Source organism: Micromonospora yongxingensis, assembly GCF_052601155.1.
Genome location: NZ_JBQXEO010000004.1, coordinates 242,576 through 266,417, shown reverse-complemented (window position 1 = coordinate 266,417; position 23,842 = coordinate 242,576). Strand labels below are relative to the sequence as shown.

Annotated in this window: 21 protein-coding genes and 1 tRNA gene; 8 read left to right on the top strand and 14 right to left on the bottom strand. The window is 71.4% G+C overall.

What is annotated here, in order from left to right; all coding sequences use genetic code 11:
* Positions 1-57 precede the first annotated feature (57 nt).
* The 4 genes from ACTWLT_RS08560 to ACTWLT_RS08545 all read right to left on the bottom strand — a co-directional run bounded on the left by ACTWLT_RS08560 (position 58) and on the right by ACTWLT_RS08545 (position 5,233).
* Entirely contained in the window at positions 58-1,059 is a 1,002-nt protein-coding gene (locus tag ACTWLT_RS08560) for a hemolysin family protein (protein WP_252417017.1), read from the bottom strand.
* A complete protein-coding gene (locus tag ACTWLT_RS08555; protein ID WP_445317853.1) occupies positions 1,052-2,365 on the bottom strand; it encodes a hemolysin family protein in 1,314 nt (437 codons plus the stop codon). The genes ACTWLT_RS08560 and ACTWLT_RS08555 overlap by 8 nt, the downstream gene beginning before the upstream one ends.
* A gap of 118 nt (positions 2,366-2,483) precedes the next feature.
* Positions 2,484-4,682: a (Fe-S)-binding protein gene (locus ACTWLT_RS08550; protein ID WP_445317807.1), complete on the bottom strand. Its 2,199-nt coding sequence runs from the start codon at positions 4,680-4,682 to the stop codon at positions 2,484-2,486.
* A gap of 287 nt (positions 4,683-4,969) precedes the next feature.
* Positions 4,970-5,233 carry a cell division protein CrgA gene (locus ACTWLT_RS08545; RefSeq protein WP_445317806.1) on the bottom strand — a complete coding sequence of 88 codons (264 nt, stop codon included), beginning with the start codon at positions 5,231-5,233 and terminating at the stop codon, positions 4,970-4,972.
* A 222-nt stretch (positions 5,234-5,455) separates the two neighbouring features.
* Here ACTWLT_RS08545 and ACTWLT_RS08540 point away from each other — a divergent pair, with 222 nt between their 5' ends.
* The 4 genes from ACTWLT_RS08540 to ACTWLT_RS08525 are packed head-to-tail and all read left to right on the top strand — an operon-like array spanning position 5,456 to position 8,643.
* On the top strand, positions 5,456-6,259 hold the full coding sequence (locus ACTWLT_RS08540; protein WP_445317805.1) for a DUF881 domain-containing protein: 804 nt from the start codon (positions 5,456-5,458) through the stop codon (positions 6,257-6,259).
* Complete coding sequence (locus tag ACTWLT_RS08535; protein ID WP_445317804.1) at positions 6,256-7,701, top strand: class E sortase; 1,446 nt, start codon at positions 6,256-6,258, stop codon at positions 7,699-7,701. The genes ACTWLT_RS08540 and ACTWLT_RS08535 overlap by 4 nt, the downstream gene beginning before the upstream one ends.
* A 4-nt stretch (positions 7,702-7,705) precedes the next feature.
* Positions 7,706-7,990, top strand: a complete 285-nt coding sequence (locus ACTWLT_RS08530) for a hypothetical protein (RefSeq protein ID WP_252417012.1) — start codon at positions 7,706-7,708, stop codon at positions 7,988-7,990.
* 2 nt (positions 7,991-7,992) lie between these two features.
* Positions 7,993-8,643 (top strand): aminodeoxychorismate/anthranilate synthase component II, encoded by a 651-nt coding sequence (locus ACTWLT_RS08525; protein WP_252417011.1) that lies wholly within the window; start codon positions 7,993-7,995, stop codon positions 8,641-8,643.
* Positions 8,644-8,694: 51 nt separating this feature from the next.
* On the opposite strand, the gene ACTWLT_RS08520 is transcribed toward ACTWLT_RS08525, so the two are convergent.
* The 8 genes from ACTWLT_RS08520 to ACTWLT_RS08485 all read right to left on the bottom strand — a co-directional run bounded on the left by ACTWLT_RS08520 (position 8,695) and on the right by ACTWLT_RS08485 (position 18,428).
* On the bottom strand, positions 8,695-9,357 hold the full coding sequence (locus tag ACTWLT_RS08520) for a SanA/YdcF family protein (protein WP_445317803.1): 663 nt from the start codon (positions 9,355-9,357) through the stop codon (positions 8,695-8,697).
* Positions 9,358-9,421: 64 nt separating this feature from the next.
* Complete coding sequence (gene pknB, locus ACTWLT_RS08515) at positions 9,422-11,239, bottom strand: Stk1 family PASTA domain-containing Ser/Thr kinase (protein WP_445317802.1); 1,818 nt, start codon at positions 11,237-11,239, stop codon at positions 9,422-9,424.
* Positions 11,236-12,651 carry a serine/threonine-protein kinase gene (locus ACTWLT_RS08510; RefSeq protein ID WP_445317801.1) on the bottom strand — a complete coding sequence of 472 codons (1,416 nt, stop codon included), beginning with the start codon at positions 12,649-12,651 and terminating at the stop codon, positions 11,236-11,238. Before ACTWLT_RS08510 ends, pknB begins: the two co-directional genes overlap by 4 nt.
* A 1-nt stretch (position 12,652) precedes the next feature.
* A complete protein-coding gene (locus ACTWLT_RS08505) occupies positions 12,653-14,158 on the bottom strand; it encodes a peptidoglycan D,D-transpeptidase FtsI family protein (RefSeq protein ID WP_445317800.1) in 1,506 nt (501 codons plus the stop codon).
* The gene (locus ACTWLT_RS08500; protein ID WP_252417006.1) at positions 14,155-15,645 is read right to left on the bottom strand and encodes an FtsW/RodA/SpoVE family cell cycle protein; all 1,491 of its coding nucleotides are present in this window, start codon (positions 15,643-15,645) and stop codon (positions 14,155-14,157) included. Before ACTWLT_RS08500 ends, ACTWLT_RS08505 begins: the two co-directional genes overlap by 4 nt.
* Positions 15,646-15,675: 30 nt before the next feature.
* The gene (locus ACTWLT_RS08495; RefSeq protein WP_445317799.1) at positions 15,676-17,151 is read right to left on the bottom strand and encodes a PP2C family protein-serine/threonine phosphatase; all 1,476 of its coding nucleotides are present in this window, start codon (positions 17,149-17,151) and stop codon (positions 15,676-15,678) included.
* On the bottom strand, positions 17,148-17,633 hold the full coding sequence (locus tag ACTWLT_RS08490; RefSeq protein WP_074315675.1) for an FHA domain-containing protein FhaB/FipA: 486 nt from the start codon (positions 17,631-17,633) through the stop codon (positions 17,148-17,150). Before ACTWLT_RS08490 ends, ACTWLT_RS08495 begins: the two co-directional genes overlap by 4 nt.
* 6 nt (positions 17,634-17,639) lie before the next feature.
* Positions 17,640-18,428, bottom strand: a complete 789-nt coding sequence (locus ACTWLT_RS08485; protein ID WP_252417004.1) for an FHA domain-containing protein — start codon at positions 18,426-18,428, stop codon at positions 17,640-17,642.
* A 207-nt stretch (positions 18,429-18,635) separates the two neighbouring features.
* On the opposite strand from ACTWLT_RS08485, the gene ACTWLT_RS08480 reads away from it, so the two are divergent.
* The 3 genes from ACTWLT_RS08480 to ACTWLT_RS08470 all read left to right on the top strand — a co-directional run bounded on the left by ACTWLT_RS08480 (position 18,636) and on the right by ACTWLT_RS08470 (position 20,705).
* Positions 18,636-18,718, top strand: a tRNA-Leu gene (locus tag ACTWLT_RS08480).
* Between the two features lie 68 nt (positions 18,719-18,786).
* Positions 18,787-19,902, top strand: a complete 1,116-nt coding sequence (locus ACTWLT_RS08475) for an NAD-dependent epimerase/dehydratase family protein (protein ID WP_445317798.1) — start codon at positions 18,787-18,789, stop codon at positions 19,900-19,902.
* On the top strand, positions 19,899-20,705 hold the full coding sequence (locus ACTWLT_RS08470) for a WecB/TagA/CpsF family glycosyltransferase (protein WP_445317797.1): 807 nt from the start codon (positions 19,899-19,901) through the stop codon (positions 20,703-20,705). The genes ACTWLT_RS08475 and ACTWLT_RS08470 overlap by 4 nt, the downstream gene beginning before the upstream one ends.
* A gap of 66 nt (positions 20,706-20,771) precedes the next feature.
* On the opposite strand, the gene ACTWLT_RS08465 is transcribed toward ACTWLT_RS08470, so the two are convergent.
* A complete protein-coding gene (locus tag ACTWLT_RS08465) occupies positions 20,772-22,643 on the bottom strand; it encodes a S8 family peptidase (protein ID WP_445317796.1) in 1,872 nt (623 codons plus the stop codon).
* Positions 22,644-22,856: 213 nt separating this feature from the next.
* On the opposite strand from ACTWLT_RS08465, the gene ACTWLT_RS08460 reads away from it, so the two are divergent.
* On the top strand, positions 22,857-23,456 hold the full coding sequence (locus ACTWLT_RS08460) for a hypothetical protein (RefSeq protein WP_445317795.1): 600 nt from the start codon (positions 22,857-22,859) through the stop codon (positions 23,454-23,456).
* Here ACTWLT_RS08460 and ACTWLT_RS08455 read toward each other — a convergent pair.
* A complete protein-coding gene (locus tag ACTWLT_RS08455) occupies positions 23,424-23,825 on the bottom strand; it encodes a hypothetical protein (RefSeq protein WP_445317794.1) in 402 nt (133 codons plus the stop codon). The genes ACTWLT_RS08460 and ACTWLT_RS08455 overlap by 33 nt on opposite strands.
* Positions 23,826-23,842 lie beyond the last annotated feature (17 nt).

Genomic DNA, 23,842 nt, shown 5'->3' with positions numbered 1-23,842 from the left:
CGGACCGCGTCATCATCACTGTGCCGCAACCGCTTGCACACCAAGGGTATTGGCCGATTAGCCAACGATTGCGGTCAATACGTCGTCGAGCGTGACCACACCGAGCGGTCGCCGACCGTCGCTGACCAGCACCATGTGCCGCCGCTCGCGGCGCATGGCCAGCAGCAGATCGGCCAACGTACGCTCCGGCGGCACCACCGCCAGCGGCCGGTAGACCTGCGCCGGAACCGGTGCCCGGCGACCCTGCCCGGCGTACCCGAGCACGTCCTTCACGTGCACGAAGCCGAGCACCCGGCGGGTGGAGCGCTGCACCACCGGGAACCGCGACCGGCCGGTCCGCGTCGCCAGCACCTCCAGCGACGCCGGCGAGACGTCCTCGGCGACCGTCACGACCGTCGACCACGGCTGCAACGCGTCCGCCGCGGTCCGGGTGTGCAGGGCGAGCGCGCCCGTGATCCGCGCGTGCTGCTCGGCGTCGAGCAATCCCTCGGTACGCGCCTGGGAGACCAGCCCCGCCAACTCCTCGGCCGTGAACACCGTCTTCACCGACTCGGACGCCTCGACCCGCCAGAGCGCCAGGACACGGCGGGCCGCCCACTTCATCGCCAGCAGCAGCGGCTTGGTGGCCACGCAGAACGCCAGCATCGCCGGGCCGAGCCAGAGCGCCGAGACCTCCGGACCGGCCAGCGTGATGTTCTTCGGCACCATCTCGCCGACCACCGTGTGCAGGAAGACCACCACACCCAGCGCCAGCACGAACGCCACCGGGTGCACCGCCCTGTCGGGCAGGCCGGCCGCGTGGAACGGCGACTCCAGCAGGTGCGCCAGCGCCGGTTCGGCGATCGCGCCGAGGCCCAGCGAGCAGACGGTGATGCCGAGCTGCGCGCCGGCGATCATCAGCGGGATCTGGTTCATCGCCGACAACGCCCACCGGGCCCGCTTCGAACCGGCGGCCAACGGCTCGATCACCGTCCGCCGGGACGCGATGAGCGCGAACTCGCTGCCCACGAAGAACCCGTTGCCGAGCAACAGGACCACGGTCACCAGCAGCTCAGTCATCGTCGTCCGGCTCCGCCGGTCGCAGCACCCGGACCTGCTCGATCCGGTGCCGCTCCACCTCCACCACGGTGAACTCCCAGCCACCCTCCTCGACCGTCTCACCGGCCAGCGGGATGTGCCCGAGCCGGGCCATCAGGAACCCGGCCAGCGTCTCGTACGGCCCGTCGGGCAGCTGGAAACCGGTCTGCTCGGCCAGCTCGTCGGAGCGCAGCACCCCGTCGACCAGCACCGTGCGCTCGCCGCCCGGCACGGTCAGCTCACCCGGGCCGGCGTCGTCCACGCTGGCCGGGTCGAACTCGTCGGCGATCTCCCCGACCAACTCCTCGACCAGGTCCTCCACCGTCACCACGCCGTCCGTGCCGCCGTACTCGTCGACCACGATGGCCAGGTCGGCCCCCGCCGCCTTCAACGCGGCCAGCACACCGTCCAGGTCGAGGCTCTCCGGCACGTACACCGGCTCACGGGCCACCGACGCGACCATGGTCGACGCCCGAGCTGCCAGCGGCACCCCCAGCGCGTCCGGCACTCCCGCCACGCCGGTGACCAGGTCCAGGGTCTCCTCGTACACCGGGAACCGGGTCCGCCCGGTCTGCCGGGACAGGTCGAGCAGCTCGGCCACGGTGGCCGTGGCGCGCAGCGCCACCACGTCGACCCGGGGGGTCATCGCCTCGGCCGCCCGCTTGTCACCGAAGCGGATGGTGCGGCGCAGCAGCATCGCGGTGTCCGTGGGCAGCGCACCGGCCCGGGCGGAGATGGCCGCCAGCAGACCCAGTTCCTCCGGTGAGCGGGCGCTGGCCAACTCCTCCTGCGGCTCCACCCCGAGCGCCCGGACCAGCCGGTTCGCCGAGCCGTTCAACCCCCGGATCACCCAGCCGAACGTGCGGGAGAAGGTCCGCATCGGGCCGGCGGTGGCCAGTGCGGCCGGCATCGGCCGGGCCAGCGCGGCGTTCTTGGGCACCAGCTCGCCGAAGAGCATGGAGATCAGAGTCGCGAGGGCCAACGCCAGGAACGGGGTGAACCGTTCGGTGTTGTCGCCGGCCACCGGGTGCAGCAGCGGGGTGAAGATCCGCGCCAGGGCCGGTTCGGCCAGGTAGCCGGTGAGCAGCGCGGTGATGGTGATGCCGAGCTGCGCTCCGGAGAGCTGGAAGGACAGCTCGCGCAGCGCCGTGCGTACCCTCAGGGCGGCCTCGTCGCCGGCGGCGGCCCGCCGGTCGATCTCCGCGCGATCGACCGTGACCAGGGCGAACTCGGCCGCGACGAAGAACGCGTTGCCCGCGGTCAGGGCAACGAAGCCGACCAGGGGCAGCAGCGTGGTCAAGAGCAGGCCGTCGATGTTCGCCTCACCTCGGCGAGATTCTTGCACGACGGCGGCGGCACCCACGGGTGCCGCCGCCGTCGACCATATCGACCGGGGGGTACGGGCCTCAGCCGGCGACCGGCGTGGCCTCCTTCTCGCCCTGCTGCTGCTCCGGCTTGACCGAGCGGAGCAGCACGGTGGCCACGTCGATGACCTCGACCTGCTCGCCGGCGCCCTTGCCGTTCACCCCGTCGCTGAGCATCGTCGAGCAGAACGGGCAACCGACGGCGACCGTCTTCGCCCCGGTGGACATGGCCTCCTCGACCCGGTCCACGTTGATCCGCTTGCCGATCTTCTCCTCCATCCACATCCGGGCACCGCCGGCGCCACAGCAGAAGGAGCGCTCGCTGTTACGCGGCATCTCGGTGAGCTCGCCCTCGATGGCGTCCCCCAGCACCTCGCGGGGAGCCGCGAAGACCCGGTTGTGCCGGCCCAGGTAGCAGGGGTCGTGGTAGGTGACCCCGCCGTCGACCGGCTGCACCGGGGTGAGCTTGCCGGTGGACACCAGGTGGGCCAGGAGCTGGGTGTGGTGGACCACCTCGAACTCGCCGCCGAGCTGGCCGTACTCGTTGCCCAGGGTGTTGAAGCAGTGCGGGCAGGTCGCGACGATCTTGCGCTTGGTCTTCTCGCGACCCTCGAACGCCTCGTTCAGCGTCTCCACGTTCTGCTGGGCGAGCATCTGGAAGACGAACTCGTTGCCGATCCGCCGTGCCGGGTCGCCGGAGCAGGTCTCGCCCTCGCCCAGGATCGCGAACGTCACGCCCGCCTCGTTGAGCAGGGTGGCCACGGCGCGCGTGGTCTTCTTGGCCCGGTCCTCGAACGCACCGGCACACCCCACCCAGAACAGGTACTCGAAGTCGTCCACCTCACCGACCCGGGGCACCTCGAAGTCGAGCCCCTTGGTCCAGTCCTCGCGGGTGTTCTGCGGGGCGCCCCACGGGTTGCCCTTGTTCTCCAGGTTGCGCAGCATCACGCCGGCCTCGGAGGGGAAGCTCGACTCGATCAGCACCTGGTAGCGGCGCATGTCGACGATGTGGTCGACGTGTTCGATGTCGACCGGGCACTGCTCCACACAGGCACCGCAGGTGGTGCAGGACCAGAGCACGTCCGGGTCGATGACGCCGCCCTCCTCGGCGGTGCCGATCAACGGCTTGTCGGCCTCGGCCAGGGCCAGCACGTCCAGGTGGGCGAGCTGCGCCTGGGTGGCCTTCTCCTCGCCGGTCAGGTCCTTGCCGCCGCCGGCCAGCAGGTAGGGCGCCTTGGCGTACGCGTGGTCGCGCAGGCTCAGCACGAGCAGCTTCGGCGACAGCGGCTTCCCGGTGTTCCAGGCCGGGCACTGCGACTGGCAGCGACCGCACTCGGTACAGGTGCTGAAGTCCAGCAGGCCCTTCCAGCTGAACTGCTCGACGTGGGCTACGCCGAACTGGTCCTTCTCCGGGTCGGCCTCCTCGAAGTCGAGCGGCTTGCCCTGGCTCGTCATGGGGCGCAGCGCGCCGAGACCGGAGCCGGCGGGCTTGGCCGGCTCGCGCTTGAAGAAGATGTTCGGGAACGCGAGGAAGCGGTGCCAGGCCACGCCCATGGTGACGTTCAGCGAGATGACGATCAGCCAGGTCATCGAGATAATGATCTTGATGACAGCGGCGACGCTCGTACCGTCCTGCCAGTCGGGCAGCACCGCGCCGACCGCGTGGCTGACCGGGGTGGCCCAGAACGGGTACTCGAAGTGGTCGGTGGCGACCTTGAAACCGCGGATCAGCAACCCGAAGATGAGGACCAGCAGCACGATCCACTCGACGAAGTAGCCCTGCCACATCGTCGAGCCGGTGAACCGGGACCGCCCGCCCGGCCGGTTGGGCCGGTTGCGCAGCCGGATCGCCATCAGCACCAGGATGCCGACCAGGCCCAGCACGGTGATGACCTCGGTGGCCAGTCCGAAGATCGTCCAGTGCCCGATGATCGGCAGCCCGCCGGTCGGGGTGACCACCTCGAAGTACGCCTCGAGCACCAGCAGCGACAGCACGATGAAGCCGACCATCACGAACCAGTGCGCCGCACCCACGACGCCCCACTTGAGCATCCGGGTGTGGCCGGCGGTCTCCACCAGCATGGTCTTCGCGCGGGCGGCCTTGTCGGTGAACCGCTCCGGCGCGGGCTGCCCGAGCCGGATGACTGCCACCATCTTCAGGACCGCACGCACCGCAAGCCACACCGCAACGGCGGTGATGGCGGCCGCGAGGATCGTGGTGACGATCTGGACGCTGCCCATCGAGTTGGCCTCCCCGGTCTGCTGCTGTCGAGCGGTTCAGCGACCGGGGCCGGGTCAGGACGAGGTCAGCGTCGCACCGCTGCCGCACCTGCGACCGGACCGGTCGATGACCTCGCTCCGCTCGGTCATGCAATGCAGCCTACGCGCAAGGTTACCCAGCAGTAACGTGAGTCATCTCGCAGTAGGCCACGCCGCCTGCGGACACCATAGGGTGCCCCGCCCGGTCCTGCCGGGCAGGGGCTCGACGGGGTGACGTGGGTCCTCCGGCGTGGAAGCGCCGAGCCGGCTCAGCGCCAGCGGGAGAGCAGAGCCAGCGAGGCGACCATGGCGCCGAAGCCCACCGCGAGGTTCCAGTACTGCCACGACGCGACCGGGTACTGCTGCTCGGAGAGGTAGTAGATCACCAGCCAACCGATGCCAGCCACGATCAGGGCGACCGCCGTGATCGGCAGCCACACCGGGCTAGGCTTGCGCGTCGACGCCGCCGTCGTCGGACGGACGTCCGTCGGCGGGGTGTACACCTTCTTCTTGCGGACCTGAGACTTGGGCACGACGCTCTCCAGAGGGGGTGACGACCTCGTCCGGCCTGACAACCGGGCGCAGGGGCGACGGTCCATGGCCAATAATGTTCGACAGCTAGCGTAGTCCCGAACGCCCGTCTGGACCACGAATGGGGTCAGGCCGGTGCACGGAGTGACCGAAAAAGGCGGGACTGTTCGGATCATCGGCCCCGGCCGGGGCGGACGATCCCCGACACGCGGAAGGAACGCTCGGTGGAGTACACATCCGGCGCAGCCTCCTGGCAGAAGGCCCTCCGACGGGCCGGCGCCGGGCTGTTGCCCCGGCGACCGCGTCAACGCCGACCGGGCTGGTCGATCGGGGTGCCCCTGATCGCCGCCGCGGCGGGACTGCTCTTCACCACCACCGCGACCACAGCCGGCGGCACCGCGCTGCGGGAGGACCGCCGGCCCCAGCTCAACCAGCTCATCGAGGACCGCCGCGAGCAGGTGGCGGCGAGCGAGCGCCGGGCCGCCACACTCCGCGGCGAGGTCGAGCAACGAACCGACGCGCTGGCCGACTCCAACGGCCCGATCAAGGCCCAGCAGCAGCGCGGCGCGCTCAACCTCCAGGCCGCCGGGTTCACCGCGCTGACCGGCACCGGGGTGACGGTGGAGCTGAACGACGCGCCGCGACGGAGCGACCAGACCCCCTCGGACGCCAGCAACGACGACCTCGTGGTGCACCAGGGTGACGTGCAGGCGGTGGTCAACGCGCTCTGGGCAGGTGGAGCGGAGGCCATGTCAATCATGAACGTCCGCGTGCTCGCCACCAGCGCGGTACGCTGCGTCGGTAACACCCTGCTGCTCCACGGCCGGGTGTACTCCCCACCGTTCAAGATCGTAGCAATCGGCGATCCCGCTGCCCTCCAGCAGGCCCTCGCCAGCTCTGAGGGAGTCCGGTTGTTCAAGGACGCAGTCGACGACTACCAGCTCGGTTACAAGGAGTCCGCCTCCACGGTGACGGTCCCCGCGTTCGAGGACTCGACCGCCCTGCGCTCGGCGACGGTGCCCCGGTGAGCGGCGCGGACGACCGGCGCGACGGGCGACACCGGGACCAGGCCGACGAGCCGACGGCGTTCCTGCCCAAGGTCGACCGGCCCGAGCCGACCCCGGCGCGGCCCGGCCCGGCCGGCAACTGGCCCGATCCCGTGCTGCCCACCCGGCCCCGCGCGACCCGCCCGCCGGTCGCCCCCGAGCCGCCCGCCGCCGCCGGCCCCGCCCCGGGTCAGCAGGGGAGCGACGCTCCGCCGCCCTGGCGCGGCGCCGCACCGGCCGCGCCCGGCGGCCCCGCAGGTCCGCCCGCCCCCGGCCGTCCGACCGCACCCAACCAGGGACCGGTCCGGCCTGCCGCCCCTGGCAACGCCCCGACCCGCCCACCGACATCCGCCACCCCGGCCCCGCCGGTGGCTCCCCGCACCTCGACCCCGTCGGGTGGCGACGCGCCCACCGCGTTCATGCCAACGGTCGGCGCCCGTCCCACGCGGGCGACCGGCTCCCCGGCGGCCCCGGTCTCCCCGGCGCCGCCGAACCGCGCCACTGACCCGGCCGCCACCCAACCGATCCCGTCCATGCCCACCGCGGCCCGTCCGCCGGCCATGGACTCGACGGCGCTGATGGGTGCCGTCCCCCGCACGGCCACGACCGACGAGCCGGCCGGCGCCGAGGACAGCGGCGCCGAGCCGCCCCGGCCCCGACGTGGCGAGCGGGTGGTCCAACTCCGGCCACACCAGACCGGCGAGGGCTACAAGAGCGTCTACTCCGAGCTCACCCGCCCGTCGCTCGGCTCCCGGGTGCGCACCGGCATCCGGGTCACCGGCGAGGTCCTGATCACCTTCGGCCTGGTGGTGCTGCTCTTCGCCGGCTACGAGGTGTGGGGCAAGTCGGCCATCGTCGACGCCCACCAGGACGACCTCAGCCAGCAACTCGCCCAGGCGTGGGGCCCGACCGACGACCCGACGGTCGCCCCGTCAGCCGCAGCCCCGAGCGTCAAACCGTCGCCACCCGTGCGCGGCAAGCCGATCGCCGGGCTCTACATCCCCAAGCTCGACAAGAACTGGGTGGTGGTCGAGGGCGTCACCCAGGCGGACATCCGGTACGCCCCGGGCCACTACCCGGCCAGCGCGCTGCCCGGCCAGGTCGGCAACTTCTCCGTCGCCGGCCACCGCAACCGGGCCACCTTCTGGCGGCTGGACGAGCTGAACGACGGCGACGCCATCGTGGTCGAGGGCAAGACCGACTGGTACGTCTACCGGGTGTCGCAGTCCCGGATCGTCAAGCCCACCCAGGTCGAGGTGGTGGCCCCGGTACCCGGCGAGCCGAACAAGAAGCCGACCAGGCGGATGCTCACCCTCACCACCTGCAACCCGAAGTTCGACAACTACCAGCGCCTGATCATCCACGCCGAGCTGGACCGCGCCCAACCAAAGTCGGCGGGCCGCCCGGCGGAGCTGGGAGGCTGACCCGATGTACGCGTTCATCTGGCGCAAGCTCCCGTTCGGCCTGGCCGGCAAGCTGACCGGCTCGCTGCTGCTCGCCGCCGCCACGGTCGCTCTGCTCTGGTACGTGGCGTTCCCGTGGGCCGAGCCGCTGCTGCCCTTCGACGACGTACAGGTCACCCAGGACTCCGACGTCCCCGGAGCCCCGGGCGGCGGTGACACGGTGCCCGGGGACGCTCCGGCCGGTGACGAGCACGAGCTGCCCTACGACACCGACCAGAACAACTCCGCGCCCCCCTCCCCGAACAGGTGACCATGCGCGTCCTGGTGATCGACAACTACGACTCGTTCGTCTTCAACCTGGTGCAGTACCTGGGCCAGCTCGGCGTGGACTGCGAGGTCCGCCGCAACGACGAGATCGACGTCGCCGAGGTGGGCAGCCTGGGCGCCGCCGGCATCCTGCTCTCACCGGGGCCGGGCAGCCCCGACCGGGCCGGCATCTGCCTGGACGTCATCCGCCGGTACGCGGGGGAGCTGCCCATCTTCGGCGTCTGCCTCGGCCACCAGGCCATTGGCGAGGCGTTCGGGGCCACCGTCACCCGCGCGCCCGAGCTGCTGCACGGCAAGACCTCCGAGGTACGGCACCAGTCGGTCGGCGTCCTCGCCGGCCTGCCCGACCCGTTCACCGCCACCCGCTACCACTCGCTGGCCGTGCTGCCCGAGACGCTCCCCGACGAGCTGGAGGTCACCGGCTGGACCGGGTCCGGCGTGGTGATGGCGATGCGGCACCGGACGCTGCCGATCGAGGGTGTGCAGTTCCACCCGGAGTCGGTGCTCACCGAGGGCGGGCACCTGATGCTGGCCAACTGGCTCGCCGCCTGCGGCTACCGGGAGGCGCTGGAGCGCGCACCGGAACTCGCCGCCGAGGTCGACGCCCGCCGCCGGGCCGCATTCGCCACCACCTGAAACCATCCCGGCCGCCCCGCCCGGGCGGACGCGCACCGGCTCGGCGGCCGGTCAGACCTTCAGCGCGTCCCGCACGGCCGGGTTGACGGGTGAGTGGACCGCGGGCGGCCTGCGCCGGACAGCGTCCAACGCCGCCTTGCCGCTGGCGAGGTAGTCCCGGATCGACTTCTCGACGAGCAGGGCCGGCCCGCAGCCGGGGCAGCGAGCGATCACGCCGTCGACGTCGAGGCCGAGATGTCGGCACAGCGTCACGGCTCGGGACACGTGGTAGGACTGGGTCACGATGAGTGCCCGCTCGACGCCGTACACCTCGCGGGCCCGGGCACAACTGTCGTAGGTGTCCAGGCCGAACGGGTCGGCCACCACCCGACGCGGGTCGACACCCAGCTCGGTCAGGTACGACGTCATCACCGCCGTCTCGTCACCCGACGCACCACCCCCGTCTCCCGACACGAGGACCACCCGAGCCCGCCCGCTGGTCACCAGGGCGGCGGCGGTCTCCAGGCGGCCGGTCAGCCGATCCCCCGGTCGACGCCGGTCGGGTGCCACGGCGGTGCCGAGGACGATCACGACGTCGGCGGTCGGCGCATCGGCCTCGGCGTGGACGTGACCGCGTGCGGCGATCACCGTCCACAGCCACGGGAGGCTGGCGAGCAGCAGTGCGGCCGCTCCCAGGACGGCGGCGCGTCTGAGGCGTCGAGGCCACCGGCTCACGCCGGCGGCACCGGAGGACTCGTCGGCACTCATACCGGTGGGCCCGGGAACCGGGACACCCGGCCTACTCCTCGGGGAGCCGGCTCGGTGGGAACGGCCACGGCAGACCGGAGCCGCCCCCGTTGCCGGTCGGCGTGCCCGTCGGCGTCGGCGTCGGCGTCACCGGCGTGGTGGGCGTCGGGTCGACCTTCTCCGGGATGCTGATCTCGATGGTCACCGTCTTGTTCTGGGCCAGCTCGGTGCCGGGATCCGGGCTCTGCTTCTGGACCCGTCCGGCCTGGTCGGCCGGCACCTCGTCACCGTCGCGGAAGGCGACCTTGTAACCCGCTTCGCGAAGCTCCTGGGCGGCCTCGTCCCGGGTGGAGTTGATGACGTTCGGAACCTTGCCGACGTTGCCCCGCGAGACGTCGACGGTCACCTTGCTTCCGCCGGGGACGGTGGACCCGGACGGCGGGGTCACCTTGACCACGATGCCCTTCTGCGCCGGGTTGTCCACCTGCCGCTCCTCGACCACCAAGCCCTGCCCCTCGAGCTGGTCCTTGACGTTCTCGAGCTGCGAATTGACCAGACCGGAGGGAATCCTCACGTCCGGCTTGCCGCCACAGACCTGGATGGTCACCGTGCCAGCCTCGGCCAGGCGGGTGCCCGGCTGCGGGCTCTGGCTGTCCACCGCGCCCTTCGTGCAGGTCGCGTTCTGGACCGCCTCGCCCACCTGCACCTGGAAGCCGGCGTTGCGGAGTTCGGTGATCGCGGCTTCCTGGCTCTTTCCGGTGACGGTGGGCACCGACTTCAGGTTCTTGTCCTGCTGCTGACTCCAGAGCAGGGCGGCGACCAGCGCGATCACCGCGAGAACGCCGACCGCGCTGAACGTCGCGATCAGCCAGGAGGACGCCTTGCGCTGGCGCGGGTCGCCGACCCGGGCCGGAATCTGCCGGGTCTGCTGCGCGCCGGCGGCAGGCGGGTAGCCGCCACCGCCACCGGCGGGGGCCATCGCCACCGTCTCCGCCTCGCGCAGCACCGGGGTGGCCAGCACCGGACGGCCAGCGGCAGCGCGGAGCAGGTCGGCCCGCATCTCGCCGGCACTCTGGTAGCGGTTGAGCGGGTTCTTCGACAGCGCCTTGAGCACGATCGCGTCGACCGCCGGGGTGACGTCCGGGTTGATGTCACTCGGCGTCGGCGGCGTCTCCCGCACATGCTGGTAGGCGACACTGACCGGGCTGTCCCCGACGAACGGCGGGTGGCCGCAGACCAGCTCGAAGAGCACGCAGCCGGCCGCGTACACGTCGGAGCGGGCGTCCACGGCCTCACCGCGTGCCTGCTCCGGCGAGAGGTACTGCGCCGTGCCGATGACCGCGCTGGTCTGCGTCATGGTGGTCGCACCGCTGGCCAGCGCCCGGGCGATACCGAAGTCCATCACCTTGACCTGGCCGGTCTGGGTGAGCATGACGTTGCCCGGCTTGATGTCCCGGTGGATGATGCCGTGCCGGTGGCTGAACTCGAGCGCCGCGCACATGTCGGCGCAGATCTCCAGCGCCCGGCGGGGCTGCAGCCGGCCCTCGGCGCCGAGCACCTCCTTCAGGGTTCGTCCGTTGACGAACTCCATGACGATGAACGGCAGCGTCTCGCCGGTCGGCGCGGTCTCCTCGCCGGTGTCGTAGACCGCCACGATCGCCGGGTGGTTGAGCGAGGCGGCGTTCTGCGCCTCACGACGGAACCGCATCTGGAACGTCGCGTCCCGGGCGAGGTCGGTGCGGAGCATCTTGATCGCGACGTCCCGACCGAGCCGGAGGTCGCGACCGCGGTGCACCTCGGCCATGCCGCCATAGCCGAGCAGCTCGCCGACCTGGTACCTGCCACCGAGCAGGCGGGCCTGCGCTGTCATCGCGTCTGTCGTCCTTCGCTCGTCGTCGTCCCGCCGTCGCCCGGCTGGAGCCGTACCTCACGACGGTACGACGTCCGGGTCGCATCGTCGCGTCCGTAGAGCCCCAGCGCGCCGGACGTCACGGTCTGTGCGGCCGGTGCATCCGCTTCACCAGCCTGCGACTGCTTCCGCAGGTTGTAGGAAATCACGCCGGAGCAGAGCAGGACCAGTACGGCCAGCAGGATGGCGAGAAGCACCATTCCGGGGCGGGACCGGCGGGGGTCGGGTGCCGGCAGCGCCGGGCCGGCCTGCCGGACGTACGCCGGCGGGTGCTCCTGCCGGGTCTGTGCAGGCGGGACCGCCGCCGCGCCGCGTGGGTAACCGGTCGGGGCGACCGGCGGCCGGGCGTGCGGGGCGGCCGGTGCGACGGCGGTGGGGCGGGGATGCTGGGCCGGCGCGATCGCGGTCGGCCGCTGCGCGGCGGCCGGCGGGCGGTGCGGGGCACCCGGCGGGCGGTGGTGCGGCGCCTGCGGCACCTGGGCCCGGCCGGGCGCGGCGGGCGAGGACGGCACCCCGGAGATCGGCCCGGACTGGCCACCGGCCCTGGCCTGCTGGGAGAGCGCGGCCTTGAGCTGGCGGGCGACCCCGGCGAGGGCGGCGGCGCTGGGCCAACGGGCGGCCGGGTCCTTCGCCAGCGCCCGTTCCACCACCGCCCGGACCTGCGGCGGGATGTCGGCGGGCAGCGGCCTGGGCGTCTCCCGGACGTGCCGCATGGCGATGTCGAGCGCGTTGTCACCCTCGAACGGTCGCCGTCCGGCGAGGCACTGGTACGCGACCACGCCGAGCGCGTACACGTCGGATGCCGGGGTGGCGACCCCGCCTGTGGCCTGCTCGGGCGAGATGTAGGAGGCGGTGCCGAGCACCGAACCGGCGGCGGTGAGCTGGCCGACCAGGTCGGAGCGGGCGATGCCGAAGTCGGTCAGCACCAGCGTGCCGTTCGGCCGGACCAGGAGGTTGCCCGGCTTCACGTCGCGGTGCACGATGCCCTTCTCGTGGGCGGCGTGCAGCGCGTCGGCGGCCTGCGCGACGAGTGCCATCGTCCGGGCCGGAGTGAGCCGGCCCACGCGGCTCAGCGTGGACGACAGGGCGTCGCCCTCGACGTACTCCATGACCAGGAAGGCGATCTGCTGGTCGTTGCCGAAGTCGTAGACGTCCACCACACCGGGGTGGTTGATGGTGGCCATCGTCCGGGCCTCGCCGCGGAACCGCTCGGCGAAGTCCGGGTCGTCGAGCAGCGCGGGCAGCAGGCTCTTCACCGCGACCGTCCGGCCGAGCACCTGGTCGGTGCCGCGCCAGACGTCGCCCATGCCGCCGCTGGCGATCCGCTCGTCGAGACGGTAGCGGTTACCGAGCTGGACGCCGGGGCTGAGCATGTCAGCGGCCCCCGGTGTCGAGGATGGCGGCCCGCATGATCTGGCCGCCGATCCGGGCCGCCTCGGCGCTGCCGCCGCTGCCGGCCTGCTCCAGGACGACACAGACCGCGGAGACCGGGGTGCCGTTCTTGTCCAGCGCGAAGCCGATGAACCAGCCGTGGTCGGGTCGGTCCGGCGCGGACTGCGCCGTGCCGGTCTTGCCGCCGACCGTGTAGCCGTTGATCGCCGCATTCTCGCCGGTGCCCTTCTGGACCACGCTGACCATCATGTCGCGCAGGTCGCCGGCGACCTGACCGGAGACCGGCTGGCGCAGCTCCCTCGGCTTGGCGGTGTAGTAGCTGGTCGTCCGGTCCGGGGCGAGCAGCTGCCGGACCAGGTACGGCCGCATCTGACTGCCACCGTTGGCGACCGCGCCGGCGATCATCGCGCCCTGCAGCGGGGTCATCCGGACGTCCCGCTGGCCGATCGAGGACTGGGCGAGCGCGGCGGGGTCGTCCCCGCCGTCGGCGTTCTGGATGGTGCCGGTCCGGCTGGCCGCCGTCGGCAGGCCGTCCTCGCCGAGCTGGCCGACGGTGAGGTCGTCCTGCTCGAAGCCGAACTGCCGCGCCTTCTCCTTGATGGTGTTGGCGCCCAGGCGCACACCGAGCTGGGCGAAGCCGGTGTTGCACGATTCGGTGACCGCGTCCAGCAGGGTGACCTGCGGCTCGGGGCAGATCGACGGTGTGGCGTTGCGGATCGGCTCGCCGGAGGTGGGCGGGGTGTAGCTGGAGCCGGCCGGGATCTGGGTGGACTTGCTGACGCCGTTCTCCAGCGCGGCCGCGGCCACCACGATCTTGAAGGTGGAGCCGGGCGGCAGCGTCTCGCCGAGCGCGCGGTTCTTCAGCGGGCCGTCCGGATCCTGCTCCAGCCTGTTGTACGCCGCGGCCGCCTCGTTGGTGTCGTGGCTGGCCAGCGGGTTCGGGTCGAAGCTGGGCATGGAGACCAGTGCCTGCACCGCCCCGGTACGCGGGTCGATGGCGATCGCCGCGCCCTTCTTCACCCCCTGCTGGTTGTTGCGCATCTGGTCGTACGCCACGTCCTGGGCACGCTTGGAGAGGGTGAGCAGCACGTTGCCGCCGCCGGTCTGGTCGCCGGTGAACATGTCCTTGAACCGGTCGCCGATCAGCTGGTCGCTGGTGCCGGCGAGGAAGTCGTTCTCCACCCGCTCGATGCCGGTGTCGGCCAGGTTGACCGGCTTGTAGCCGAGCACCTGCGCGTACTTGGCGCCACCCGGGTAGGTGCGCTGGAACTTCAGCTTGCCGCTGGTCTCCTTGCTGGTGGCCAGCGCCGTACCGCCGGCCTCGATGTTGCCGCGCTTACGCTCGTACTCGGCGACCTGGACACGGCCGTTGTAGTCGCTGGTGCGGTACTCGTCGGCCTTGTAGGCCTGGATCCAGTTGAGGTTGGCGAAGAGCAGGCCGAACAGGACCATGACGACAACGCCGACGCGGCGCAGGGGTGCGTTCACGGTTTGATCACCTCCGTGGGAGCACCGTGCAGCTGCTCGGGTGGGCCTCCGGCGGGCCGGGCAGCCTTGCCGCCACCCCCCGTGACCGGCCGGCGGGCTCCGTCGGAGACCCGCAGCAGAACCGCGATGAGCAGCCAGTTCGCCATCAGTGACGAGCCACCGGCGGACAGGAACGGGGTGGTCTGGCCGGTCAGCGGGATGAGCTTGCTGATCCCGCCGACGATCACGAAGACCTGCAGGCCGAGGGTGAAGGCGAGACCACCGGCGAGCAGCTTGCCGAACGAGTCCCGGACCGCGAGCGCGGCGCGCAGGCCCCGCTCCACGATCAGCAGGTAGACGACCAGCAGCGCGGAGAGCCCGAAGAGGCCGATCTCCTCACCGATGCCGGCGAAGATGAAGTCGTTCTGCACCTCGGGCAGGATCTCCGGCTGACCGCCGCCCGGCCCGGCGCCGAAGAGCCCGCCCGTGCCGAGGGCGAGCAGCCCCTGGACGAGCTGGTAACCCTTGTCGGTCGGGTCGGCGAACGGATCCAGCCAGATCTCCGCACGCAGGTAGAAGTTGGCGAAGGGGCCGCCGACCATCTCGCCGAGGACGTAGGCGAGGTAGGCGCCGCCGAAGAAGAGCACCAGGCCGATCAGCAGCCAGCTGACCCGTTCGGTGGCGATGTAGAGCGTCACCACGAACATGCCGAAGTAGAGCAGCGAGGTGCCCAGGTCCTTCTCGAACACGAGCACCAGGAGGCTGATCAGCCAGACCACGACCACCGGGCCGAGGTCGCGCCCGCGCGGGAAGTCGATGCCGAGGAAACGCCGGCTGGCCAACGACAGCACCTCGCGCTTGCGCACCAGGTAGTAGGCGAAGAAGACCAGCAGCGCCAGCTTGGCGAACTCACCCGGCTGGATGGAGAAGCCGCCGATCCGGATCCACAGCTTGGCTCCGTTGATCTCGGAGATGCTGCTCGGCAGCACCGCCGGGAGCATCACCAGCACGATGCCGGCCAGACCCAGGGTGTACGCGTACCGGGAGACCGAACGGTGGTCCCGCATGATGGCGAGCAGCCCGGCGGCGAGGATCACCGAGGCGAGCGTCCAGGCCAGCTGCCGCCCGCCGATGCCGGCGAAGATCGCCAGACTCTCCCGGTCGACCGGGGCGGCCTCACCCAGGTCGATCCGGCGCAGGAAGCCCACCCCGAGACCGTTGAGCAGGGCCACCGCCGGCAGCAGCGCCGGGTCGGCGAACGGGGCGAGGAACCGGATGACCAGGTGCAGGCCGAGGAAGACCGCGCCGAGTGCGGCGGCGGGCATCCAGAAGTCCGGGGTCACCGTGTCCAGCAGGTTCGCCTCGACGGTCGCCCCGTACGCGGCCACCAGCACCATGGCGAGCAGCAGCAGGGACAGCTCGGCGTTACGTCGGGACCGGGCCAGGCGTACGCCGGACTCCCCGCCCGTGGTGGCGGGCGAGGGTGCCGGTGTGGCCGCTACGGTCACGGGTGGAGTCCTCGGGATCTCAGCCGACGCTCACTCGGGAGACCGGCAACCGGCCGGGTCGAGCGCCGGACTGGCCGGGTCGGAGGGCGTGGCGTCGGGTGTGGTGGTCGGGCCGGTCGCACCGACGGCGGCGGTGGCGCCAGTGGTCGGCGTTGGGCTGACGGCCCCGTTGGGGGTCACCGGCGCGCCAGCACTGGGGCTGCCGTTCGGCGCCGGGGTCGTCCCGGCAGGCGTCGGGGTCGGCGTCGGCGCGCCACCCGCCGTGGTCGGGTCCGCCGGGCAGAGCGGCTTCAGGTTCGGGTTGCTCGGGGTGTCGCTGGTCAGCTCGGCGAGCTGGCGCTCGGCGTCCGGCTCGCTCTTGGCCCGGATGCCCACCTTGACGGTGTCCTGCGCCGCGACGGTGAGGTCGTCCAGTCGGGTACCGCTGGTGCGGTGCACGCTGGAGAGGTCCATCCCGGCGATCTGACCCTGGATGCCCCGGAAGACAGCGACCTGCCCCTCCTCGGTGGCACCCACGTAGTACTGCCGCTGGGTGTAGGTCCAGCCGGCGAAGACTCCGCCGCCGAGGATCACCAGCAGGGCCAGCGCCATGGCGGTCGCCCGCACCGGCCGGTGCTTCCGCCGCTCCGGTTCGTCGTCGTCCTGGGACGCCGGCTCCTCCGGGGCGGGAGGACGCGGCGCGGAGAGCGCCGAGGCCCGGGCGGCCGGGGTCGAGTCGTCGGCGGAGGTGGCCATGCCCCGGTCGCGGGCGGCGGCGCCGCCGACGATCGGGGTCGCCTCGACGATGTCGTGGTCGGTGGCGTCGGCGATGATCACCGTGATGTTGTCCGGCCCGCCGCCGCGCAGCGCGAGCTGCACCAGCCGCTCGACGCACTTCTGCGGGTCGGGGTACTCACGCAGGGTCTCGCCGATGGTGTCGGCACTGACCACGCCCGAGAGGCCGTCGCTGCAGATCAGGTACCGGTCGCCCGGCAACACCTGCCGCACCGAGTACTCCGGATCGATGTCCCGGCCGTCCAGGGCGCGGGTCAGCAGCGACCGCTGCGGGTGGCTGCTCGCCTCCTCGGCGCTGATCCGGCCCTCGTCGACGAGCATCTGGACGTACGTGTCGTCCTTGGTGATCTGCGCGAACTCGCCGTTGCGCAGCAGATAGGCCCGCGAGTCGCCGATGTGGACCATCCCCAGCTTGCTGCCGGAGAAGAGGGTCGCCGTCAGCGTGGTGCCCATCCCCTCCAGCTGCGGGTTGGCGTCCACCGTGTCGCGGAGTTGTTGGTTGGCGGTGCCCACGGCCGAACGCAACGCGTCGACGAGAGCGTCCCCCGGGACGTCCTCGTCGAGCGGCGCCATGGCACCGATGACGATGTTGCTGGCGACGTCACCGGCGGCCATGCCGCCCATGCCGTCGGCGACGGCGAGTAGCCGCGGCCCGGCGTAGACGGAGTCTTGATTACCGTCTCGGATCAGACCGCGGTCGCTGTGGGCCGCATAGCGCAGGGTCAGAGTCATGGCCGTAATTCGAGGGAAGTGCGGCCGATCCGGATCGGCACGCCGAGGGGGACGGGGGTTGGTCCGGTGACCTTAGCGCGATCGAGGTACGTGCCGTTAGTCGAGCCGAGGTCCTCGACGAACCACTGCCCGTCGCGCGGCACGAGCCGGGCGTGCCGCGCGGAGGCGTAGTCGTCGGTGATGACCAGGGTGGAGTCCTCAGCCCGACCAATGGTGATCTGCGCTTCACCGAGAGTGATCCGGGTGCCGGCCAGCTGACCGGCGGTCACCACCAGCTGGTGTGCCGCCCTGCCCCGCTTCACCTTCGCCGGCTTGGCCGCCTGCCCCGTCGAGGCGCCCACAGCGCGCGGCGCGGCCACCAGGCGGCCGGACCGTGCACCCGCGAAGAGGTCCCGGCGGATCACACCGACCACCGTGAACACGAAGATCCACAGCAGGATCAGGAACCCGAACCGGGCAACGGTGATGACCAGCTCCGGCAAGGCGGGTCAGCCGTCCACGCGGAAGGTCAGCGTCGTGGTGCCGAGCTGAACCATGTCGCCGGGGTTGAGGGCGACCGCGGAGACCCGCTGGCCGTTGACCATCGTGCCGTTGGTCGACCCCAGATCGGTCAGCACGACCTGTCCGCCGTCAAAATCCAGCCGGGCGTGTCGCCGGGAGATGCCGACGTCGGGCAGGCGCAGGTTGGCCTGGTCGCCGCGACCGATCACCGTCGACCCCATCTGGAGGGGGTACGTGCGCCCGTCGCCCGAGACCAGCCGGACGTTGCGGGCACCACCGTGACCGGGCGGCGGGCCGTAGCCACCACCCTGGTCGTACGCGGGGTACGCGGGCGGGCCGGCGTCGTAGCCGGGTGCCGACACCGGGGCGACCTCGCCGCCGGTGTAGACCTCGGCGGTGACCCGGAACATCCCCGTGTCCAGGCCCTCGCCCCGCTCAATCTCCACGATCACATCGCCGTAGACCGTCCAGGCCTGCTCGCCGATGAACTCCGCCTGCGACTGGGCCAACTCCTGGGCCAGCGCGGCGGCGTACGGCGCCAGCCGACTGTGGTCGAACGGCGAGAGATCGATCACGTAGCGGTTGGGCACCAACGTGCGCCCACCGGCCAGGATCGCCTTGTGCGCCTCGGCCTCCCGCTGCATGGCGTTGAGGATCTCCACGGGGTGGACCACCCCTTTGAAGACCTTGGCGAAAGCCCCTTCGACCAGGCCTTCCAGACGCTTCTCGAAGCGTTGCAGCACGCTCACCGGCTCCTCCTCGGGTCCCGAGGACATGATGGTATCCGGCCGGCGCGCGCGCAGCTCACACGCCGCTCGGCCGCCTGCTACCGGCCCGTTCGGGTGGGCCGGGACTACCGTGCTACTCTTTCGTCCGCCACGAACGGTAACCGCTCGTGGCGAGCGCCTTGGACAGCGTAGTATCTCCGAGGCCCGCTGGAGACAGCGGGTTCGGGGCAGCTAGAGTGTTCCGGGTCGTGCCACGGGGATGTGGCGGAATGGCAGACGCGCACGGTTCAGGTCCGTGTGCCCGAAAGGGCGTGGGGGTTCAACTCCCCCCATCCCCACCCACAGGCGAGGGCTCCGCGGAATGCGGGGCCCTTCCGTCATATCGGGGCGTGCCGGGCATCACGCTATGCTCCGAAGGTCTCTTCCTCCGATGGACCAGGAGTGGCGTGTGAGTGTCGCGTTGGTGACCGGGTCGGGCGGTCTGATCGGCTCCGAGGCGGTCCGGCACTTCGCCGGCCTCGGTCTGGACGTCGTCGGCATCGACAACGACATGCGTCGGTACTTCTTCGGCGAGGACGGCTCCACCTCGTGGAGCCTGGAGCGGTTGAGCCGGGACCTGGGCAGCGCCTACACCCACTTCGCGGTCGACATCCGGGACCGGGACGGCCTGGAGCAGGTCTTCAAGAAGTACGGGTCGGACATCGCCGTGGTGATCCACAGCGCGGCGCAGCCGAGTCACGACTGGGCTGCCAAGGAGCCGTACACGGACTTCGACGTGAACGCCGGCGGCACGCTCAACATCCTGGAGAACACGCGGCTGCACGCGATCGACGCGGCGTTCATCCACTGCTCGACCAACAAGGTCTACGGTGACCGGCCCAACAGCCTGCCGCTGGTCGAGCTGGAGACCCGGTACGAGCTGCCCGAGGACCACCGCTGGTACAAGGGCATCACCGAAGAGATGTCGATCGACAACTCGCTGCACTCGGTCTTCGGCGCCTCGAAGGTCGCCGCGGACGTGATGGTCCAGGAGTACGGGCGCTACTTCGACATGAAGACAGCCTGCTTCCGGGGCGGCACGCTGACCGGCCCGGCGCACTCGGCGGCCGAGCTGCACGGGTTCCTGGCGTACCTGATGCGCTGCGTGATGGAGGGCCGGACATACAACCTGTTCGGCTACAAGGGCAAGATGGTCCGCGACGCGATCCACTCGCATGACGTGCTGACCGCGTTCGAGGCGTTCTTCCGGGCGCCACGCTCGGCGGAGGTCTACAACCTCGGCGGGGGCCGGCACTCCAACACCTCGCACATCGAGGCGTTCCGGATCGCCGAGGAGATCACCGGCCGCGAGGCGCGGATCAACTACGTCGAGCAGAACCGCACCGGCGACCACCAGTGGTACGTCAGCAGCATGGACCGGTTCGAGAAGCAGTACCCGGACTGGAAGATCACCTACGACGTGCCGATGATCCTGCGGGAGATCTACGAGGCCAACGTGGACAAGTGGGTGCCGCAGGCATGACCGCTCAGACGAAGCGCAACGTGCTCGGCGTCCTGGTCGACGCCACCGACTACGCCACGGCGACCGAGGCGGTGGTGAGCGCGGCGCACGAGCGGCGTCCACTCGCGCTGACCGCGCTGGCCGTGCACGGGGTGATGACCGGGGTGCTGGACCGGGCGCACAACGCGCGGCTCAACTCCTTCGACGTGGTCACCCCGGACGGGCAGCCGGTGCGCTGGGCGCTCAACCTGCTGCACCACGCCGGGCTCACCGACCGGGTCTACGGGCCGACGCTGACCCTGCACGTGCTCTCCCGTTTCGCCGACGAGGGCCTGCCCGTCTACCTGTACGGCTCGACCGAGGAGACCCTGGCCAGGCTGATCCCGGCCCTGGAGCGGATGTTCCCGGCGCTGAAGATCGCCGGGGTGGAGCCGTCCAAGTTCCGTGCCGTCCAGCCCGGTGAGGACGCCGAGATCGCCGACCGGATCCGGTCCAGCGGTGCCCGGCTGGTTCTGGTCGGGCTCGGCTGCCCGCGCCAGGAGGTCTTCGCGTACGCCATGCGGCCCCTGCTGGACATGCCGCTGATGGCGGTCGGCGCGGCCTTCGACTACCACGCCGGGCTGCTGCACCAGCCGCCGGCGTGGATGCAGCGCGCCGGGCTGGAGTGGTTCTGGCGACTCGGCCTGGAGCCGAAGCGGCTCTGGCGCCGCTACCTGATCCTCAACCCGGCCTACCTGACCCGGCTCGCCGGGCAGAAGACCGGCCTGTGGAAGGCCCGCCCGCCGGCTCCGGCCACCGAACGACCGCCCACCTTCGCGGTCTGACCCTGATCGGCACGGCACGAGGCCCCACCCGGCGTTCCGGGTGGGGCCTCGGCCGTGGGAACAAGGTCAGAGGGTCAGGGTCCAGGTGTTGATGTAGCCGGTGTCCCCGGAGTAGACGTCCCGCACCTGGAGTCGCCAGGTGCCGTTCGCCGCCTCACTGGAGACGTTGGCGGTGTAGGTCGTGTTCACGTTGTCGGCGCTGTCGAAGTAGCTGCTGTTCTTCAGCCGGTACGCCGAGCCGTCCGGGGCGACCAGGTCGATCACCAGGTCACCGCGGAAGGTGTGCACGATGTTCACGGCGATGGTCGAGGACGCCGAGGCGTTGCGGCCGCAGCCGGCGATCGTGATCGAGCTGGACGCTGTGGCGCCGGTGTCCGGGATCGCGACGTCGGTGCCGTTGCTGCCGGAGCAGCCGCCGCCACCCGAACCGGTCACGGTCAACGTGTAGGTGGCCGTGCGGGTGCCCGCCGCACCGCTGCCCGTGATGGTGACCGGGTAGCTGCCAGCGGGGGTGCTCGCCGAGGTGGCGATGGTGAGGGTGGACGAGCCGCCCGAGGTCACCGTCGACGGGCTGAACGACGCGGTCGCGCCGGCCGGCAGGCCGCTGGCGGAGAGGCTGACCGACTGGGCGGAGCCGGCGGTGGTGGCCGTGCCGACGGTGGCCGTCACCGAGCCGCCCGGAGCGGTGGAGCCGGAGGTCGGCGACACCGAGATCGAGAAGTCGTTGGCCGGCGGGGTGCCGTTCACGACGTAGAGCAGCTGGTTCGGGGTGCCGGTGCCGACGTTGGTCACGACGTTCGGGGTGGAGTTGTTGACCAGGTTGTCCCGGACCTGCTGCGGGCTCCAGGACGGGTTCGCCGAGAGTGTCAGCGCCGCCGCTCCGGCGACGTGCGGCGACGCCATCGAGGTGCCGCTGATCGTGTTCGTCGCGCTGCTGCCGGTGTACCAGGCCGAGGTGATGTTGACGCCCGGGGCCAGGATGTCGACGCAGGTGCCGAAGTTGGAGAAGCTCGCCGCGGCGTCGTTGTTCTGCGTCGCACCCACGGTGATCGCGGAGGCGACCCGGGCCGGGGAGTAGTTGCAGGCGTTCTGCCGGACGCCGAGGGCGTTGCCGTTGCCGGCGGCGACCGCGTACGTGACGCCGGAGTTGATCGAGTTCGTGACGGCCGTGTCGATCGAGCTGTTGGCGCCACCACCGAGGCTCATGTTCGCCACCGCCGGCTTGACCGCGTTCGCGGTCACCCAGTCGATACCGGCCACCACCTGGGCGTTGGTGCCGCTGCCCTGGCAGTTGAGCACTCGGACGCCGACGATCTGGACACCCTTGGCCACCCCGTACGCGGAGCCGCCAACCGTCCCCGCCACGTGCGTGCCGTGGCCGTTGCAGTCGTCGGCAGAGCCACCGTCCACCGCGTCGAAGCCGGAGACGGCCCGTCCGCCGAAGTCGTTGTGCCCGTACAGCACGCCGGTGTCGATGATGTAGGCGCGGACGTTCGACGCCGTGTTCGGGTAGGTGTACGAGCTGTTCAGGGGCAGGTTCCGCTGGTCGATCCGGTCCAGGCCCCAGGATGGCGGGTTGGTCTGGGTGCCGGCGATCGAGACGGTGTGGTTCTGCTCGACGTACGCCACCGCCGGGTCGGCGGCGATCCGCGCGGCGGCCTTCGCGCCGACACGGATCTCGAAGCCGCGCAGCGCCGCGCCGTAGGTGCGGGCCACCGTGCCGCCGTGCCGGCCGACCAGCCGATCCGCGTTGTCGCCGACGGCGCCCCGGCTGACGGCTGTGTCCTTGAAGACGACGATGTAGCTGTCCGCGACGGCCGTGTCCCCACCCGCCGCCCGGATGGCTGCGGACGGTTCGGCGGCCAGGGCGGGTGTGGCAGCGGCCAACAGGGTCAGTGCTGCCACCCCGACGAGTGCGGACCTGTGGGCAAGACGCATCTCTTACCTCCCTCCGACCGGCAGCCGCCCGACGCGGGTCCCGCTCAGATCCATGACGGCCGATCTTTCCGAGAGTAGGTCAGGGCAGTGACGAAGATAAACATGTCGCATCGTCCATAACTCGGAGAGGATGCCCCTACGGGGACGGCGTCCGGGACGAACGAGGGCTGCGCCCGGATTCGCGGACGGCCCCGATCGGAGAGGCTGACCAGCATGGAGAGCCCACTCGCCGCCCTGCTGCCGATCACCGTCCTGTGGATGGCCGCCGGCGTGGTCGCGGACGGCCTGCCCCGGCTTGGCCGCGCCCGCGCGCTGCGCCGACGCGCCGGGCACCTGCTCATCCTGACCCTCGTGGGTCTCACGCTCACGGCGACCGTGCTCGCGGCCGGGTTGTTCAGTGCCGGAAACGCCCCGGCCGATCAGGCCGCCGCCGCCCTCAATCTCGCCGGGCTCCCCGCACTCGTGGTGGCGGTCTGCACCGTACGCCGGGTGCGCCGGCTCCGGGCCGGCGCGGGAGCGTTCGCCGCAGCGCCGGAGACGCCCACGCCGTACGGCCTTCGGGCCGCCGCGGCGCACCCTCTGATCGGGTTCCCGTTGCAGGTCACCGGTGTGCTGACCGTGCCCGCAGTGGTCGCGGCGAACGGCACCGATCTGCTCGCCGTACCGGGCGTCACCGGTCCGGCGATCACCGTCGGCGCGCTCGGGATCCTGGCGATCGGCGTCCGACACGCGCTCCGGCACAGCAGGCTCGCCGAGCGGGCCCGGCCGGACGCACAGCGGTCAGCGCGAGCGCCCGGGCCCCTGCACGTATAGCAACTCCAGGATCGCGCGGGTCGCCTCGAACCAGCGGTCCAGCCAGCCCGGTGGCGGCACGCTGCCCTTCGGCGGCAGCTCCATCAGCAGCCCACGCAGCAACGGGTGGTCAGCCAGCGACCCGGTGGCCTCCATCGGCCAGCCGGTCGGCGGGAAGGACGGCTCGACCAGCGGGTTCGGGTCCAGCGACGGCAGGGAGAGCGGCGGGTCGGCCGTCTCGGACGCCGACCCCTCGCGCCCGCTCAGCTCCTGGTCGGTCGAGACCACCTCGGTCAGTACGGTGTCCCGACGCGCCCCGCGGTACTTGCCACCGAACCGCTCCGGCTTGCCCGGACCGTTGGTGAGGTTGTCAGACCCGATCGTCGTCATCTGTCTCGCCTACCTCG

Coding starts and splice junctions, on each gene's coding strand:
- ACTWLT_RS08560 (WP_252417017.1), bottom strand. CDS start 1,059: ATGACTGAGCTGCTGGTGACCGTGGTCCTGTTGCTCGGCAACGGGTTC.
- ACTWLT_RS08550 (WP_445317807.1), bottom strand. CDS start 4,682: ATGGGCAGCGTCCAGATCGTCACCACGATCCTCGCGGCCGCCATCACC.
- ACTWLT_RS08530 (WP_252417012.1), top strand. CDS start 7,706: ATGTACGCGTTCATCTGGCGCAAGCTCCCGTTCGGCCTGGCCGGCAAG.
- ACTWLT_RS08525 (WP_252417011.1), top strand. CDS start 7,993: ATGCGCGTCCTGGTGATCGACAACTACGACTCGTTCGTCTTCAACCTG.
- pknB (WP_445317802.1), bottom strand. CDS start 11,239: ATGACAGCGCAGGCCCGCCTGCTCGGTGGCAGGTACCAGGTCGGCGAG.
- ACTWLT_RS08510 (WP_445317801.1), bottom strand. CDS start 12,651: ATGCTCAGCCCCGGCGTCCAGCTCGGTAACCGCTACCGTCTCGACGAG.
- ACTWLT_RS08495 (WP_445317799.1), bottom strand. CDS start 17,151: ATGACTCTGACCCTGCGCTATGCGGCCCACAGCGACCGCGGTCTGATC.
- ACTWLT_RS08485 (WP_252417004.1), bottom strand. CDS start 18,428: ATGTCCTCGGGACCCGAGGAGGAGCCGGTGAGCGTGCTGCAACGCTTC.
- ACTWLT_RS08475 (WP_445317798.1), top strand. CDS start 18,787: ATGCTCCGAAGGTCTCTTCCTCCGATGGACCAGGAGTGGCGTGTGAGT.
- ACTWLT_RS08470 (WP_445317797.1), top strand. CDS start 19,899: ATGACCGCTCAGACGAAGCGCAACGTGCTCGGCGTCCTGGTCGACGCC.
- ACTWLT_RS08465 (WP_445317796.1), bottom strand. CDS start 22,643: ATGCGTCTTGCCCACAGGTCCGCACTCGTCGGGGTGGCAGCACTGACC.
- ACTWLT_RS08460 (WP_445317795.1), top strand. CDS start 22,857: ATGGAGAGCCCACTCGCCGCCCTGCTGCCGATCACCGTCCTGTGGATG.
- ACTWLT_RS08455 (WP_445317794.1), bottom strand. CDS start 23,825: ATGACGACGATCGGGTCTGACAACCTCACCAACGGTCCGGGCAAGCCG.